Origin of the sequence: Pseudomonas sp. HY7a-MNA-CIBAN-0227 (assembly GCF_040310325.1) — a bacterium.
Classification (GTDB): Bacteria; Pseudomonadota; Gammaproteobacteria; order Pseudomonadales; family Pseudomonadaceae; genus Aquipseudomonas.
Genome location: NZ_JBEOPT010000003.1, coordinates 373,052 through 389,118, shown reverse-complemented (window position 1 = coordinate 389,118; position 16,067 = coordinate 373,052). Strand labels below are relative to the sequence as shown.

Here is a 16,067-nt window from a genome sequence, read left to right as displayed (position 1 = left end):
GTTGAGAGTCATACTGACCACAAATAATTTAACTAGTTGATATTTAACGATTTATTAGTTGGCACGAATACTGAGTAGTACAGGGTAATCAGTCAGAAGCCGAAAAAGCTCAGGAGTTTCTCATGCTTAGCGTTCAAGACCGCGCCATCGTCAAATCCACTGTGCCGTTGCTGGAAAGTGGTGGCGAAGCCCTGATCACCCATTTCTACCGGATGATGTTGTCGGAGTATCCCGAAGTTCGTCCGTTGTTCAACCAGGCCCACCAGGTCAGCGGCGACCAGCCTCGTGCCCTGGCTAACGGTGTGCTGATGTACGCCCGGCATATCGACCAGTTGGACCAATTGGGCGATCTGGTGGCGAAGATCATCAACAAGCACGTGGCCCTGCAAATCCTCCCGGAACATTACCCGATTGTCGGCAGTTGCCTGCTGCGGGCGATTTCTGAAGTGTTGGGTGACGAGATTGCCACGCCTGAAGTGATGAGTGCCTGGGGCGCCGCTTACGGCCAACTGGCAGACATCCTGATCGGTGCCGAAGCCGCAATCTACGAAGAGAAGGCCCTGGCCCCCGGCGGCTGGCGCGGTGCGCGCTCGTTTACCCTGGTAAACCGCGTGGAGGAGAGCAGTGAAATCACCTCCTTCTATTTCGCACCTATGGATAAAGGTCCGATTCTAGCCGCCGAGCCTGGGCAATACATCGGCATGAAGCTGGCGCTGGAGGGTGAGGAAGTTCGACGTAACTACTCGCTGTCAGCCGGCACCGACTCGGGTCAGTACCGCATCAGCGTCAAGCGCGAAGCGGGTGGCCGAGTCTCCAACTACTTGCACGACCAGTTTCAGGTCGGTGCCGCGATCGAGCTGTTTGTGCCAGCGGGTGAGTTCACCCTGGTGGCCAGTGACAAGCCGCTGGTGCTGATCAGCGGTGGCGTTGGTATTACGCCAACCTTGCCGATGCTGGAAGCCGCGCTGGCAACCGAGCGCCCGGTGCACTTTATCCACTGCGCGCGAAATGGCGGCGTGCATGCATTTCGTGACTGGGTTGATGCGCTCGCCGCGCGTCATCCGCAACTCAAGCGCTTCTATTGCTACGCCGAGGACGACGGCGTGAGCCCGGCAGCGGACAAGGTCGGGATGCTCAGCCAGGAGCAACTGGCAGCATGGTTGCCTGAGCAGCGGGATGTGGATGCTTACTTCCTGGGTCCAAAAGGCTTTATGGCGGCGATCAAGGGCCACCTCAAAGCGTTGGGTGTGCCAGAGAAACAGAGCCGGTATGAGTTCTTCGGGCCGGCGTCGGCGCTGGAGTAATCCACACTCCCTTGCAAGAGCGAGCTTGCTCGTTCTTGCAGAGGCCTTATTAATCCGCCGTTAACTCCTTTCTGTTTAACCTCCTGACGCCTAGCCGCTCAACTTTCACGTCCTGCGTGTAAACTTGCGGCCATTGGCATAACCATCATTAGGCAAAGGGAAACGGGGATGAGTGACGAAATGCGATTGGCGCGTGAGCGGCGCGCTCTGGTGTTGCTGGGCATTATCTGCCTGGCGCTGATCGGCGGGGCGCTGTACATGCAGGTGGTGCTGGGCGAGGCGCCGTGCCCGCTGTGCATCCTGCAGCGCTATGCCTTTTTGTTGATTGCGATCTTTGCTTTTATCGGTGCCGCCATGCGCACCACCTCCAGCGTTACGGTGTTTGAAGTGCTGGTGGTCATCAGCGCCCTCGGTGGCGTCGCCGCAGCCGGGCATCATGTGTACACCCAGTTCTACCCGGCGGTCAGTTGCGGCATCGATGTGCTGCAACCGATTGTCGACAGCTTGCCCCTGGCGACGATCTTCCCCCTGGGCTTCCAGGTCGACGGCTTTTGCGGCACGCCGTACCCGCCTATTCTCGGCCTGTCCCTGCCCCAATGGGCGCTGGTGGCCTTTGTGCTGACGGCGATCCTGGTGCCGCTGGGCATCTACCGCAATCGCCAGAGCAAAGCCTAACTAAGTCGTTACCCAAAACGCCCCGATCTTCTCCAGAGAAGGTCGGGGCGTTTTTGTATGCGGTCATTTTTGTGAAAGTGCCGTGACCTCGGACAAGGTTAGGCGGCCATCATGTGCGACATGTTGTCACACTGAGACTGCCACAGGACCTTTTCTATCCCTTGGGCAGCCCCTTAAATGACGGCCGATTTGACAAATGGGCCTGTCAGTTCATCGTTCGGGCAACGCCGCGTTCCATCTGCCGTCCACGAGATTGCGTGATGTCTGAATGCCTTGTTTTTAGCGGGCTTGGATGGGTTTTACGCATCCATCAAAGAGCGCGGGATGCGACAGGATGGCCAATAACACGGCACTTTTTGTGGTTTTTGTTGAGAATTAAACGCGATACGATCCCGAACCTTGGCAACAATGGTGCAAGATTATTGCTGGAAATGATAAAAATAATTTCTGGATAAGACATGGTTTATACATCGCTAGCTAACTACAATCGCCCGCACTGAATGTCCGGTGCTGCTCATCCCTGAGCACATAAGGGCGGTCGAGGAGCGGTTTTTGCTTCATGCGACCCCAGGTGCCGGCAACCTTTCTACTATCCGCACCAAATGGAATTGGTCTGCAAAGGCCTTTGACCACGAATTCGAATAAGAACTCACCGCTAGTCCTGGACGTGTCAAACCCATAGCTGCGCCGGGCAGGCCCTTATTCAATCGAAGAGAAATGCCAACCCTTGGCAGGGTGAAGTGTTGGCGATCAAAACCCAACTGCATTGCGCAAGCTGCTTTAGAGGTCGTGAGATGAGTAAAAACAGGTACACCCGATTACTAGGCTTATTGCCGCTGGCCGGCATGTTATTGCTGGGAGGCTGCAAGTGGACTTTGCTCGATCCCAAGGGCCAGGTCGGTCTGGAACAACGCAACCTGATCATCACCGCCACCTTGCTGATGCTGCTGGTCGTGGTACCGGTGATCGTGATGACCTTCGCGTTTGCCTGGAAATACCGCGCGTCCAACACCAAGGCCACCTACGCGCCGAAGTGGTCGCACTCCACCAAGATTGAAATCGCGGTGTGGGCTGTTCCGGTACTCATCATCATTGCCCTGGGTTACATCACCTACACGTCGACCCACGCCCTGGACCCGTACCGTCCGCTGGAATCCGACGTCAAGCCAATCACCATTGAAGTGGTCGCGCTGGATTGGAAGTGGCTGTTCATCTATCCAGAGCAAGGGATCGCCACGGTCAACAAGATCGTCTTCCCGGCCAATACGCCAATCAACTTCAAAGTGACCTCCGATTCGGTGATGAACTCGTTCTTCATCCCGGGCCTGGGTGGCCAGATCTACGCGATGGCCGGCATGCAGACCAAACTGCACCTGATTGCCAACGAGAACACCGAGCTTGAAGGTATCTCCGCCAACTACAGTGGCGCGGGTTTTACCGGCATGAAATTCAAAGCGATTGCAACGTCCGAGGCTGATTTCAACGCCTGGGTCGCTGAAGTCAAAAGCTCACCTAAACAGCTTGAAAAAGCTGAGTACGAAGCTCTTGCCAAACAAAGCCAGAACAACCCTGTAGAGCTGTACTCCTCGTTCACGCCGGACCTGTTCCAGAACATCATCAATAAGTATGAAGGGATGAAACCAGGCAAGCCGGTCAAGCATGAGAAGAAAGAAGTGGCTGCTACAGAAGTGATGGGCACGAGCTCGCATTCAGCCGCCGGGGCAGAGGAGTAAACAATGTTTGGTAAATTAAGTTGGGAAGCGGTCCCGTTCCACGAGCCGATTGTGATGGTGACCATTGCCATGATCGCGCTGGGTGGTCTGGCGCTGTTTGCGGCACTCACCTACTTCAAGAAGTGGACCTATTTGTGGACCGAGTGGCTGACGTCGGTCGACCACAAGAAAATCGGCGTGATGTACATCATCGTCGCCATGGTCATGCTGCTGCGCGGTTTTGCCGACGCCATCATGATGCGTACCCAGCTGGCCATGGCCACCGAGGGTTCGCCTGGCTACCTGCCGCCTGAACACTATGACCAGATCTTCACCGCCCACGGTGTGATCATGATCATCTTCATGGCGATGCCATTCTTCACCGGCCTGATGAACCTGGCAGTGCCGCTGCAGATTGGTGCCCGTGACGTTGCCTACCCGTTCCTGAACTCCCTGAGCTTCTGGCTGCTGGTATCCGGCGTGGTACTGGTCAACTTGTCCCTGGGCGTCGGCGAATTCGCCAAGACCGGTTGGGTTGCCTATCCGCCGTTGTCGGGGCTGCAATACAGTCCGGGCGTGGGGATGGACTACTACATCTGGGCGCTACAGCTATCAGGACTTGGGACGACACTGACGGGGGTCAACTTCCTGGCCACCGTCTTGAAAATGCGTACCCCTGGCATGAAGCTGATGGACATGCCGATCTTCACCTGGACCTGCACCTGGGCCAACGTGTTGATCGTGGCTTCGTTCCCGATCCTCACCGCTACCCTGGCACTGCTGACGCTTGACCGTTACATGGATTTCCACATTTTCACCAATGAACTTGGTGGCAATCCAATGATGTACGTCAACCTGTTCTGGGCCTGGGGTCACCCCGAGGTGTACATCCTGATTCTGCCGGCGTTCGGGATCTTCTCCGAAGTCATCTCGACCTTCTCCGGCAAGCGTCTGTTCGGCCACCACTCGATGATCTACGCCTCTGGCGCGATCTCGGTACTGGGCTTCATGGTTTGGCTGCACCACTTCTTCACCATGGGTTCGGGGGCAAGCGTCAACGCCTTCTTCGGCCTGGCGACGATGCTGATTTCGATCCCGACGGGGGTGAAGCTATTTAACTGGCTATTCACCATTTATCACGGCCGTTTGCGTATCACCAGCCAGGTTCTGTGGACCCTGGGCTTTATGGTGACCTTCGCCATCGGCGGCATGACCGGCGTACTGCTGGCCATCCCGGGTGCTGACTTCGTGCTGCACAACAGCCTGTTCGTGATCGCTCACTTCCACAACGTGATCATCGGCGGTGCTGTATTCGGTTACATCGCTGGTTTCAGCTACTACTTCCCGAAAGCGTTCGGCTTCACGCTGCACGAAGGTTGGGGCAAGGCTGCATTCTGGTTCTGGATCACCGGCTTCTTCGTCGCATTCATGCCGCTCTATGCACTGGGCTTCATGGGCATGACTCGTCGTCTGAACGCCACCACCAACCCTGATTGGGTGCCGTACCTGTACGTCGCCATGTTCGGTGCGGTGATGATCGCTTTTGGTATCGCCTGCCAGTTGATCCAGCTGTATGTCAGTATCCGTGACCGCAAGCAGAACGCCTGCGACTCCGGCGATCCATGGAACGGCCACACCCTGGAATGGTCGACCTCGTCGCCACCGCCGTTCTACAACTTCGCCGTGCTGCCGAAAGCTGAAGGCATCGACCCGTTCACCGAAGCCAAGGAAGACGGTACCGCATACCAGAAACCTGCTCGCTACGAGCCGATCCACATGCCTAACAACACCGCGACCGGTGTGGTCATGGGCGCACTGTTGACGGTGTTTGGTTTCGCGATGATCTGGCACATCTGGTGGCTGGCGATCATTAGCCTGGTCGCAACCATTGGCTACTTCGTGATCCACGCTGCCCGTGATGATCAAGGCTACATGGTGCCGGTCGAGGTGATCGAACGCATCGAAGCCGAGCAGCACGCTCGCCTGGTAGCCGAGAAGAAGATCCCGGCCAACCGTGTTGAAACCTCGCTGGAACAGGCTTAAATCATGTCGAACTTAGTGACCAATGCTGGACACGCCCATGTCGATGACCATGGGCATGATGACCACCACCACGATTCGAGCGAGACAACCGTCTTTGGTTTCTGGCTCTACCTGATGACCGACTGCATTTTGTTTGCGTCGATCTTCGCGGTGTACGCGGTACTGGTAAACAACGTAGCGGGTGGCCCGTCGGGCCACGACATCTTCGAACTGCCTTACGTGCTGGGCGAAACCGCCTTGCTGTTGTTCAGCTCGATCACCTACGGCTTCGCCATGCTGGCGTTCTTCCGGGGCAACAAGAAGCAGGTCCTGGTCTGGCTGGGCCTGACCTTCCTGCTCGGCCTGGGCTTCATCGGCATGGAGATCAACGAGTTCCACCTGCTGATCTCCGAAGGCTACGGCCCTAGCCGCTCAGGCTTCCTGTCCGCGTTCTTCACCCTGGTCGGTACCCACGGTCTGCACGTGACCAGCGGTCTGATCTGGATGGCGATCATGATGTATCAGGTGCAGAAAAACGGCCTGACCACCACCAATAAGACCCGCCTGACCTGCCTGAGCCTGTTCTGGCACTTCCTGGACGTGGTCTGGATCTGCGTCTTCACCGTTGTCTACCTGATGGGGGCTCTGTAATGGCTAATGCTCACTCTCATGATGCCCAGAACAGCCATGATGCTGGCCACGGCAGCGTAAAGTCGTACACCATTGGCTTCATCCTGTCGGTGATCCTGACGATCATCCCGTTCGGCCTGGTGATGTACCCAACCCTGCCGAAATCCATAACCCTGATGATCGTCCTGGCATTTGCGGTGATTCAGGTTGTGGTTCACCTGGTGTACTTCCTGCACCTGGACCGTTCCGAGGCCCAGCGTAGCAACGTGATTGCGTTTGTCTTCGCAGCCATGGTGATCGTCCTGCTGGTTGGCCTGTCGTTGTGGATCATGTTCAGCATCCACACCTACATGATGGCGAAGTGAGGTAAGACCCGATGTCGCTTAAGCACTTTATCCAAATCACCAAACCGGGGATCATTTTCGGTAACGTGCTTTCTGTGGCAGGCGGCTTTTTCCTGGCCTCCAAGGGGCATGTCGATCTGGCCATTTTCCTGGCGGCAATGATCGGCACCTCCCTGGTGGTTGCATCCGGTTGCGTGTTCAACAACTGCATCGACCGCGACATCGACCTGAAGATGGAACGCACCAAGAATCGCGTGCTGGTCCAGGGCCTTATCTCCCTGAAACTGGCACTGATCTTCGCGACCGTCCTGGGCATTGCCGGTGTGGTGTTGTTGTCCACGGTGGCCAATCCGCTGGCGGCGCTGTTTGCCGTGATCGGCTTTGTCATCTACGTCGGCTTCTACAGCCTGTACTTCAAGCGCAAGTCGGTTCACGGCACGCTGGTGGGCAGTCTGTCGGGGGCGATGCCGCCGGTGATTGGTTATGTGGCTGTGACCAATAGCTTCGACATGGCCGCGCTGGTGCTGCTGGTGATGTTCAGCCTGTGGCAGATGCCGCACTCTTATGCCATCGCGATCTTCCGCTTCAACGACTACCGGGCGGCCTCGATTCCGGTATTGCCGGTCAAGCGTGGCATCCGCGTAGCGAAGAAACACATCCTGCTCTACATCCTGGCCTTCCTCGTGGCGACCTTGATGTTGACCTTCAGTGGCTACGCCGGCATGAGCTACCTCGCCGTGGCCGCCGCGATGGGCATGTACTGGTTGTACATGGCCTGGACCGGCTACAAGGCGGTGGACGACACCGTCTGGGCGCGCAAGCTGTTCGTCTTCTCGATCTTTACCATCACTGCGTTGAGCGTGATGATGTCCCTGGATTTTCAGGTGCCTAAAGAGTTGTTGCTGACTTACGCGCACTGAGTGGTATTGCTGTGAAAAAGCCCCGCCTTTGAGAGAAGATCGGGGCTTTTTATTGGGTGGGGGGTGTACATATCCATTGCTGCGCATAACGGATATGCACTCCAGGCTCCAGTCCCGCTTAACCAATCTGCAATACCGTATGTTGAAGCTCATAAACCCCATATAACAATCGTTCCTATCTGGCTCGATAAATTACTAGCTACCGGGATGTTTCATGTTGTTACCGGAAAAATTGCTGTACGGTGTTTAACCCACCGTTCTAAACGTTAGCGCTATTCTCCATTCCTATTATTAACAAGCTGCACGACAGCTTGGCGTTCTCTTGGCAGTTATAAAAAGGGCTCTTAAAGTCCGTTCAACTTCAGTGAACGAAGTACTCAGCCTTTTGCCGTGAAGTCGAAATTGGCCCTGCGCCGATAGTTGCTCGACTCATGAGGAGATATCCCCGTGATAACCCGAAGAAAACTCCTATATTCAGGCGCGGCCTTGACCGGTGCCGGCCTGTTCGCCCCACTGTGGGCGAGCTCTGCGCTGGCGCAGGACGTCAACAGCGCTGCCAGCGACGATATTGAATCCTTGCGCCAATTGTCGATGTTCCTCCTCGAACGCCAGACCCTGGATGCCACATTGTCCTTGCGCATCCTGGCCCAGTGCACGCAGAGCGACCCACAGTTCCCGGACAAGATGAAAGCCTTGTGGAGCAAGGTCGGCCAGCATCACTTGCGCAGCGTCAGCCAGTTGTCCGGCAGCCCGTTCTACCGTGACTCGGTAATGAAAGACACCGTGCAAAAAATCGTCTCGGCCTGGTACCTGGGTTACACCGGCACACCGGTCTCCCTGCGCGCTACTGACGGCACGCGCCTGGTCACGTTCACCGGGGCCCTGGCCTACGAGCCAACCACGGACGCCACAGTGATCCCGACGTACTCCCGAGGAAAAACCAATTACTGGGTTAATCCTCCGGCCACGCTGGCCAACGACTAAGACAAGGCACTTTTATGAATCAGGATTATGACGCCGATGTCATTGTGGTTGGCTCCGGCGCTTTAGGCAGCAACGCGGCGTTTGAATTAGCCAAACTCGGCAAGTCAGTGATTATTCTGGAAGCGGGTGAACATATTCCTCGCTGGAAGATAGTTGAGAACTTCCGTAATTCCTCGAACAAGGGCAATTACAACTCGCCCTATCCCAATGAACCCTGGGCCCATCATTCTTATGATGAGCAATACATCGAGAACACCGGTTCTTTCGAGTTTCGTCCAGGCATGTTGAAACTGGTGGGCGGTACCACTTGGCACTGGGCGGCAGCGTGCTGGCGTTATCTGCCTAACGATATGAAGCTCAACACCCTGTATGGCGTAGGTCGCGACTGGCCGCTGGAGTACAGCGAGTTGGAACCCTATTACGTGCGGGCGGAAATTGCCCTGGGCGTGTGCGGCAATGACACCCAGGATCAGAGCGGGCAGGGCGGCGGCGCTTTCCCTCCGCGCTCCAGCCCTTATCCGATGGCTCCGGAAGGCGATACCTACCTGTTCCAGCGCCTGCGCGAGCGCATGGCCCCGGCCGGTTATCACTTTATCCATGAGCCCAATGGCCGAGCCACTGAACCCTACGACGGGCGCCCAGCGTGCAGCGGCAATAACAATTGCATGCCGGTCTGCCCCATCGGTGCCATGTACAGTGGCGACGTCCACGCTCGCCACGCGCAGCAGGCCGGCGCCAAGCTGATCACGGACGCCACGGCCTACAAGCTGGAAAAAGGTGCGGACGACAAGATCGTTGCCATCCACTACCGCAGCTCCACCGGCGCCGATGTGCGACTCACCGCCAAGTACTTCGTGGTCGCTGCCCATGGCCTGGAAACCCCCAAGCTGCTGCTGATTTCCGACGTCGCCAACTCGTCCGACCAGGTCGGTCGCAACCTGATGGACCACACCGGCCAGGGCCTGCAGTTTTTGGCGGATGAGCCCTTGTGGCCAGGACGCGGGGCGGTACAGCAAGGCGGGATTTTCAATCGCCGCGACGGTGAGTTCCGCAAGGAACGGGCCTCGGTCAAACACTCGATCTCCAACAACGTGCCGAACATCGCCGTGGCCAAAAGGCTGATTGCCGAGGGCGTCTACGGCAAGGAATTGGACGAACGCATCCGCCACGACGCGGCGCGTTGGGTCGATGTGTCCACTGTCTATGAAACCCTGCCATTGCAGACCAATACAGTGCGCCCGAGCCGCACCCGCAAGGACGCCCTGGGCATTCCGATGCTGGTGGTCAATTACGAGGTGGGCGATTACGTCAAGGCGGCCAAGGCCGGCGTCGACGAGGACTACGCGCACTTTGTGCAGCTGATGGGCGGCAAAGTGGTGGAAAACAATACCGGCTACCAGAACCGCGACCATCTGATGGGTACCGTGATCATGGGCGCCAATCCCAAGGACTCGGTGGTCAACCACGAGTGCCGCACCCACGACCACGCCAACCTGTTCCTCGCCACCACCGGGGTGATCCCGGCGTCTGGCACCATTAACCCGACCCTGGCTGGCGTGGCGCTGAGTATTCGCATGGCCGACATCATTGCGCGGGAGGTCTAGGTCATGGGTTTACTGAAGCTTCCCCTGTTGGCACTGCTACTGGCCGCGTTGCCGGCATTTGCCGCTGAAGATAATGCCGCGCTGATCCAGCAGGGCGCCTATGTCGCCCGTGCTGGAGACTGCGAGGCCTGTCACCGCACCGCCGAAAATGGCGGCGCGCCGTTGGCCGGCGGCTATGTGATCGACTCGCCCATGGGCAAGATCATCTCCAGCAACATCACTCCGTCCAAGACCTACGGGATCGGTAACTACACCGAGCAGCAACTGGCCGATGCCTTGCGCAAAGGCGTCAACGCCAAGGGCCAGCACCTGTACCCGGCGATGCCTTACACCTCGTATCAGGGCATGAGCGAGCAAGACATCCATGCCTTGTACGTGTACCTGCAACAGGGCGTGAAACCGGTGGACCAGCCGGTGCCGGAAACGCGACTGGCATTTCCCTTCAACATCCGCCAGTTGATGTTCGGCTGGAACCTGGTGCTCCTCGATAGCCAGGGTTTTGTGCCCAAGCCCGGCGCCACCGAACAGGTCAACCGTGGCCAATACCTGGTGGACAACCTGGCTCACTGCGGCGCCTGCCACACCCCGCGCAACGTCTTGATGGCCGAGGACAACAGCCAATACCTGGGCGGGGCGAAACTGGGGGGTTGGGTTGCGCCCAATATCACCTCGGACAATGTCAGCGGCCTGGGTGACTGGAGCGAGGATGACCTGGTCGACTTCCTGAAAAACGGCCACCTGGCCGACAAGGTCCAGGCAGGCGGTGGCATGGCCGAGGCGGTGGAAAACAGTTTCCGCTACCTCAGCGACAGCGACCTGCACGCCATGGCCGCCTACCTGCACACGGTCCCGCCGATCCGCGATCCGCAGCAGAGTGAGCGCGTGGTTCGTGAGGTCAAGCCAGTAGACATGAGCACCCTGGAAACCGGCCAGGGCGATCAAGCGTCACTGTCCGATGCCAGTAGCCTGGATGGCGCGCGTCTCTACAACTCGGCCTGCTCCAGTTGCCACGGCCGCGATGGCCAGGGCACGGCTGACACGTTCTATCCGTCCCTAAGCCTCAACAACGCACTGAACGGCAACCAGGCCAACAACCTGGTGATGGCGATCATCGCGGGTATCGACCGCAAAGGCGCCGATGCCGCGGTTAGCATGCCCGCATTGGGCGGCGACCTGAACGATGCGCAAATTGCCGCTATCGCCAACTACAGCCTGCAAACCTTCGGCAACCCGGCGCTGAGCGTCAGTTACGATGAAGTGGCGAGCCTGCGTCGCGGTGGGGATGCGCCGTTGTTGATCACGGCCATGCCCTATCTGTTGTGGGGCGGTGGGTGGGTGGTGTTGCTGCTGATCATTGCGCTGGTGCTGTGGCAGCGTCACCGCAAACACCTGCGGGATGTGGAAGCCAAGCGGATCGCCTTGAATCGGCGTTTTCATTCCAAGTGAGCTGAAATTCAAGGCTGGAAAAAAGCCCCGCCTTCTGTATGAAGAGCGGGGCTTTTTGTTGACTGGGTAAATCCCCCGGCTTTTTTCTCGTCATACCCAACTGTATAAGCTGTTGTGAATCGCGCACCTGAACCCGCGAGCTGGCAAGGAGTAGTCACCATGGTCAACGTGAGTCGTCGTTCACTGATCGCGCTGGGCGCGGCCCTGCCGTTGCTGGGGCGGCTGGATTGGGCCTTGGCGAGCCCACCGGTCCCGACGTCCGACAAGGTGCTGCTCAACTACAACGAAAGCCCCTATGGCCCATCGCCGGCCGCGCGCGCGGCGATGCAGCTTGGGGTTGGTGCGTCGGGTCGTTATCCCTACAAGGATCTGTACGCGTTGGCCGAAGTGTTTGCCAATCAGCACGGTATTTTAGACGAGCACGTGATGGTTTGTGCCGGGTCCATGGCTGCTTTGCGCTACGCGGTACTGGCGTTTACCAGCGAAACCCGCGGCGTGGTGATGGCGACGCCTTCCTATGAAGTACCGCGCCAGGCTGCCGAAGCGCGCAAGGCACCGGTCCATGAAGTGCCGCTGACGGCCGACCATGCCCATGACATTCCCGGCATGCTCGCCGCCGACCCGAAGCCCGGTGTGATCTACCTCTGCAACCCCAACAATCCCACCGGCACACTGACGCCGACCAAGGCCATCGAGCACGCGTTGGCGAGCAAACCCAAGGGCAGCATCCTGGTGGTGGACGAGGCTTACATCGATTTCTGCGACGCGCCCAGCTGTGTGTCCTGGGTCAAGGACCACGACGATCTGCTGGTGCTGCGCACCTTCTCGAAAATCTACGGCATGGCCGGTGCGCGCCTGGGCCTGGCGCTTGGGCAGCCGGTGCTGCTGGAGCAGTTGGAAGCTTTTGGCGGCCACAACGTCCCGGCGGCCTCCAGCCTACTGGGCGGCCGTGCCAGCCTCGAAGAACCCTCGTTGGTGCCCGAACGCAAGGCGCTCAACACCCTTGTGCGCGATGAGACCGTGGCCTGGCTGAAGGCTCGAGGATTCACGTGCACGGCGTCCCACAGCAATTGCTTCATGATCGACGTGGGTCGCCCAGCTGAGCAGGTCATCGAGCGGCTGTCCGCGCAAAACGTCATGATTGGCCGGGTCTTTAGCACCTGGCCGAATTGGGTGCGGGTGACCGTGGGCAACGCCGGTGAGATGCAGCGATTTCGGGAAGCGTTTGCGGCGCAGGTGAGTTTTTTGTAGGCGCGAGCTTGCTCGCGAAAAACCTGAGAACGCCGCGTTAAACCAGGCACGCTGCGTTATCGTTGACGTTTTTCGCGAGCAAGCTTGCTCCATGGGAGCAGGCCCGGAGTTACTGCGCGGCGATGCTGTACCCATCAAACGCCGTCTGCTGCTGCAGCGCGGTGATGATACTTTTACGGGTCAATGGCTGCTCGGCACCGGCGTTATCCACAAAGGTCTCAACGTCCAGCTCTGCTTCATCGCCTTCACCGACAAAGGTGAACCCCAGGAACTCAAACGCCTCGCGGTCGACATTCGGCTTGGAGCGCGGCGAGCGCAGTGGCAAGGTGACGCTGATGCCGTCCTTGCTGATGGCGAACACTTCGACTTCCTTCTTCGCCCGTGCGGCTTTGCCTTTGCCGGCGCTCGGGTTACTGATGGCCTGGTGGGTCTGGTTCAGCACCTTGAGGGCCAGGCCGTAGACCAGCTCCTGAAACTCGGGGTCGTCCTTGAAGCTGGACAGGATGCGGCTGATGGAAAACTTACTGTTCAGGTCTTCCAGGGCGGCGTTGTCGGCGGCCTCGGCATCCTTGAGCTGCTTGAGTTCACCCATCAGGTCGTAGGCCTTGTCATCGTCGAAGGCATCTTGAGCCTGACGGATGGCAACGCGCAACTCGCGGATCTGGTCGCTTTCCTTGGAGGTGTGGAACGCGTCCAGCACCATTTCACTGATGCTCTTGGCTGCCGGCAGGTGCTGTGAAAGATTGATGGCGTTTTCGTATTCAGCTTTGGACTGCAAGGTGACTACGGATTCTTCGGTACGGGAATCAGACATTGAAATTTCACTACTTCAGTAAACGGGGAGACGGGAAAAACGTCGGGCATTTTCAGGGGGGAGGGGGATCAGGTCAAGGCAGGATGCTGAAGGGAAAAAGCGGCACATCAGGATTTTTATCCTTTCTCTCGGCCCTGATCCACATCAAAGGGCTTCCTCGAAAAATCCGCTACAACAAAGCTGGGGCTGACCATGCCCCGGTTATCGGCCTGATGACCTCATAAAAACGATTGCAGACCTGTACCCAGGGGCAAACCCCCAGGCCAGGTTATTAAAGGAATAATGCGATGGCCCTTTCCCTCTCACGTCTGGCCCTGATGGGGGCGACGTTTTGTCTGGCTCTTCCCCTATACGCCAACGAACCTGATACCGCTCTGATCGAACACGGCAAATACGTCGCGCAACTGGGCGACTGCATCGCCTGCCACACCGCCAAACAAGGTGCGGTGATGGCCGGCGGTCTGGAGCTGAGCACGCCGATGGGCACGATTTACTCCAGCAATATCACCCCGGACCGCGAGACCGGGATCGGTCAATATTCTTTCGAACAATTCGACCGGGTCATGCGCGAAGGCGTGACCCCGGCCGGCATGAACCTGTACCCGGCAATGCCATACCCGTCCTACGCGAAGATGAGCGAAGGTGACATGCGCGCCTTGTTCGCCTACCTGATGCAGGACGTGAAACCGGTGCGCCAGGCCAACCTGGACGCCGAGATGGGCTTCCCGTTCAACCAGCGCTGGGGCCTGGCGTTGTGGAATTTGGTCTTTCTCGACAGCCAGCCGTTTGAAGCCAATCCGGCCCAGGATGAAGTGCTTAACCGTGGCGCCTACCTGGTCCAGGGCCTGGGGCATTGCGGCTCGTGCCACACTCCGCGCGGCATCGCCTTCCAGGAAAAAGCCATGAGCGATGCCGGCCGCAGCGGCCAGCATTACCTGGCCGGGGAAACCGTCGAGCATTGGCGTGCCCTAAGCCTGCGCAACCTGTGGACCGTGGAAGACACTGTGCAACTGCTCAAGACCGGGCAGAACCGCTTTGCTACCGTCTCCGGCAACATGGCCGATGTGATTCACCACAGCACCCAGCATTTCAGCGACGCTGACCTGACGGCAATTGCTACCTACCTCAAATCTCTGCCACCGGGCAAAGACGACCTGCCGATGCCTACCGTAGCGCAGGCGCCCGCCGTACCGCCCCAAGACCTGTTCACCAGTCGCGGTGGCCTGGGCTACATGCAGTTTTGCAGTGATTGCCACCGCAGTGACGGCGGCGGTGTGAAGGGCTTGTTCCCGCCCCTGGCCGGCAACCCGAGCGTGGCCTCCAGCAACCCGACCTCGCTGTTGCACATCACTCTTACCGGTTGGGAAACGGCTGAAACCGCGACCCATCCACGGGTCTACACCATGCCGGGTTTTGCCCGTTTGGCCGACGAGGAAATCGCTGAAATCCTCAGCTTCGTGCGCACCCGCTGGGGTAACGAGGGCTCGCTGATCAGCGCCGCCCAGGTCAAGACAATGCGCGACCAACTTAACCCGGTCAGCACCGATTCCTCGACCTTTGAAACCCCGCGCCTGGCCACCCTGCTGGCGGCGCCGAACGCCGACCAAGTGGTGCGAGGCATGCGCCTGCACCTGCAAACCAAGGAGCTGCTGCCGGACAACGTCGGTAACTCGCTGAACTGCACCAGTTGCCATCTCAACGTCGGCACCGTGGCGGACGGTTCGCCCTTTGTCGGCGTCTCGGCGTTTTTCCCCGGCTACGCGCCGCGTGCCGGTAAGGTGGTGAGCCTGGAAGAGCGCATCAATGGCTGCTTGCGCCGCTCGATGAATGGCAAGCCCGTGCCGCCGCAATCGGCGGATATGCAGGCGATGGTTGCCTACTTTGACTGGATGAAAAACAACACCCGCCCCGAAGACAAAGTCGCCGGGCGCGGCGTCGGCAAGATTGACCCGGCCATCAAACCGGACCTGGCCAATGGCAAGCAGGTCTACGCCAAGCAATGCGCGGTATGCCACGGCGATAACGGCGAAGGCCTGGCCCGTGCCGACGGCACCTTGGTGTACCCGCCATTGTGGGGTGATCAATCCTTCAACATCGGCGCCGGCATGGCCCGCACTTACACCGCGGCGGCGTTCGTCAAACGCAACATGCCGATTGGCTTCCACGAGAAATTCCCGTTGGGGCAGGGCGGTTTGTCGGATCAGGAAGCGGTGGATGTCGCGGCGTACTTCTCCGGCCAACCGCGCCCGGACTTCCCGGACAAGGTGAAAGACTGGCCGAACGGCGGCAAGCCGGTGGATGCGAGGTACTAGAGGCTTTTACTTAAGGCGAGCGCCTTGCACAAATCGGTGACGATTAAAT

General features: G+C 58.5%; 14 protein-coding genes and 1 pseudogene. 13 read left to right on the top strand and 2 right to left on the bottom strand.

Annotated elements, in window-relative coordinates:
• Positions 1 to 122: 122 nt before the first annotated feature.
• Entirely contained in the window at positions 123 to 1,304 is a 1,182-nt protein-coding gene (gene hmpA / locus AAEZ06_RS07905; RefSeq protein ID WP_149411684.1) for an NO-inducible flavohemoprotein, read from the top strand.
• Positions 1,305 to 1,472: 168 nt separating this feature from the next.
• Entirely contained in the window at positions 1,473 to 1,979 is a 507-nt protein-coding gene (locus AAEZ06_RS07900; RefSeq protein ID WP_149411683.1) for a disulfide bond formation protein B, read from the top strand.
• 557 nt (positions 1,980 to 2,536) lie between these two features.
• Here AAEZ06_RS07900 and AAEZ06_RS07895 read toward each other — a convergent pair.
• A pseudogene (locus tag AAEZ06_RS07895) lies at positions 2,537 to 2,746 on the bottom strand (hypothetical protein).
• Between the two features lie 27 nt (positions 2,747 to 2,773).
• Between AAEZ06_RS07895 and cyoA the strand changes: the two are divergent.
• The 9 genes from cyoA (at position 2,774) to ptaA (ending at position 12,892) form a co-directional block, all read left to right on the top strand.
• Complete coding sequence (gene cyoA / locus AAEZ06_RS07890; RefSeq protein ID WP_149411682.1) at positions 2,774 to 3,712, top strand: ubiquinol oxidase subunit II; 939 nt, start codon at positions 2,774 to 2,776, stop codon at positions 3,710 to 3,712.
• A 3-nt stretch (positions 3,713 to 3,715) separates the two neighbouring features.
• Positions 3,716 to 5,734: a cytochrome o ubiquinol oxidase subunit I gene (cyoB, locus tag AAEZ06_RS07885; protein ID WP_149411681.1), complete on the top strand. Its 2,019-nt coding sequence runs from the start codon at positions 3,716 to 3,718 to the stop codon at positions 5,732 to 5,734.
• A 3-nt stretch (positions 5,735 to 5,737) separates the two neighbouring features.
• Entirely contained in the window at positions 5,738 to 6,364 is a 627-nt protein-coding gene (locus AAEZ06_RS07880) for a cytochrome o ubiquinol oxidase subunit III (RefSeq protein WP_149411680.1), read from the top strand.
• Entirely contained in the window at positions 6,364 to 6,708 is a 345-nt protein-coding gene (gene cyoD, locus AAEZ06_RS07875; protein WP_149411679.1) for a cytochrome o ubiquinol oxidase subunit IV, read from the top strand. The genes AAEZ06_RS07880 and cyoD overlap by 1 nt, the downstream gene beginning before the upstream one ends.
• A gap of 11 nt (positions 6,709 to 6,719) precedes the next feature.
• On the top strand, positions 6,720 to 7,607 hold the full coding sequence (cyoE, locus tag AAEZ06_RS07870; protein WP_149411678.1) for a heme o synthase: 888 nt from the start codon (positions 6,720 to 6,722) through the stop codon (positions 7,605 to 7,607).
• 447 nt (positions 7,608 to 8,054) lie between these two features.
• The gene (locus AAEZ06_RS07865) at positions 8,055 to 8,591 is read left to right on the top strand and encodes a sugar dehydrogenase complex small subunit (RefSeq protein ID WP_256666150.1); all 537 of its coding nucleotides are present in this window, start codon (positions 8,055 to 8,057) and stop codon (positions 8,589 to 8,591) included.
• 14 nt (positions 8,592 to 8,605) lie between these two features.
• On the top strand, positions 8,606 to 10,195 hold the full coding sequence (locus AAEZ06_RS07860; protein ID WP_149411677.1) for a GMC family oxidoreductase: 1,590 nt from the start codon (positions 8,606 to 8,608) through the stop codon (positions 10,193 to 10,195).
• A gap of 3 nt (positions 10,196 to 10,198) precedes the next feature.
• Positions 10,199 to 11,641 carry a c-type cytochrome gene (locus tag AAEZ06_RS07855; protein WP_149411676.1) on the top strand — a complete coding sequence of 481 codons (1,443 nt, stop codon included), beginning with the start codon at positions 10,199 to 10,201 and terminating at the stop codon, positions 11,639 to 11,641.
• Between the two features lie 159 nt (positions 11,642 to 11,800).
• On the top strand, positions 11,801 to 12,892 hold the full coding sequence (ptaA, locus tag AAEZ06_RS07850; protein WP_149411675.1) for a pyoverdine biosynthesis transaminase PtaA: 1,092 nt from the start codon (positions 11,801 to 11,803) through the stop codon (positions 12,890 to 12,892).
• Positions 12,893 to 13,001: 109 nt separating this feature from the next.
• On the opposite strand, the gene AAEZ06_RS07845 is transcribed toward ptaA, so the two are convergent.
• The gene (locus tag AAEZ06_RS07845; protein ID WP_350613742.1) at positions 13,002 to 13,706 is read right to left on the bottom strand and encodes a hypothetical protein; all 705 of its coding nucleotides are present in this window, start codon (positions 13,704 to 13,706) and stop codon (positions 13,002 to 13,004) included.
• Between AAEZ06_RS07845 and AAEZ06_RS07840 the strand changes: the two genes are divergently transcribed.
• Entirely contained in the window at positions 13,706 to 13,930 is a 225-nt protein-coding gene (locus AAEZ06_RS07840; RefSeq protein ID WP_149411673.1) for a hypothetical protein, read from the top strand. The genes AAEZ06_RS07845 and AAEZ06_RS07840 overlap by 1 nt on opposite strands.
• Before the next feature lie 63 nt (positions 13,931 to 13,993).
• Positions 13,994 to 16,018: a c-type cytochrome gene (locus AAEZ06_RS07835; RefSeq protein ID WP_350613740.1), complete on the top strand. Its 2,025-nt coding sequence runs from the start codon at positions 13,994 to 13,996 to the stop codon at positions 16,016 to 16,018.
• Positions 16,019 to 16,067 lie beyond the last annotated feature (49 nt).

What these genes read in the sequence shown, in the direction of transcription:
- AAEZ06_RS07835 (WP_350613740.1), top strand. Translation starts at nt 13,994, where the DNA reads ATGGCCCTTTCCCTCTCACGTCTGGCCCTGATGGGGGCGACGTTTTGT.
- cyoD (WP_149411679.1), top strand. Translation starts at nt 6,364, where the DNA reads ATGGCTAATGCTCACTCTCATGATGCCCAGAACAGCCATGATGCTGGC.
- cyoB (WP_149411681.1), top strand. Translation starts at nt 3,716, where the DNA reads ATGTTTGGTAAATTAAGTTGGGAAGCGGTCCCGTTCCACGAGCCGATT.
- hmpA (WP_149411684.1), top strand. Translation starts at nt 123, where the DNA reads ATGCTTAGCGTTCAAGACCGCGCCATCGTCAAATCCACTGTGCCGTTG.
- AAEZ06_RS07880 (WP_149411680.1), top strand. Translation starts at nt 5,738, where the DNA reads ATGTCGAACTTAGTGACCAATGCTGGACACGCCCATGTCGATGACCAT.
- AAEZ06_RS07845 (WP_350613742.1), bottom strand. Translation starts at nt 13,706, where the DNA reads ATGTCTGATTCCCGTACCGAAGAATCCGTAGTCACCTTGCAGTCCAAA.
- AAEZ06_RS07860 (WP_149411677.1), top strand. Translation starts at nt 8,606, where the DNA reads ATGAATCAGGATTATGACGCCGATGTCATTGTGGTTGGCTCCGGCGCT.
- cyoE (WP_149411678.1), top strand. Translation starts at nt 6,720, where the DNA reads ATGTCGCTTAAGCACTTTATCCAAATCACCAAACCGGGGATCATTTTC.
- AAEZ06_RS07855 (WP_149411676.1), top strand. Translation starts at nt 10,199, where the DNA reads ATGGGTTTACTGAAGCTTCCCCTGTTGGCACTGCTACTGGCCGCGTTG.
- cyoA (WP_149411682.1), top strand. Translation starts at nt 2,774, where the DNA reads ATGAGTAAAAACAGGTACACCCGATTACTAGGCTTATTGCCGCTGGCC.
- ptaA (WP_149411675.1), top strand. Translation starts at nt 11,801, where the DNA reads ATGGTCAACGTGAGTCGTCGTTCACTGATCGCGCTGGGCGCGGCCCTG.
- AAEZ06_RS07900 (WP_149411683.1), top strand. Translation starts at nt 1,473, where the DNA reads ATGAGTGACGAAATGCGATTGGCGCGTGAGCGGCGCGCTCTGGTGTTG.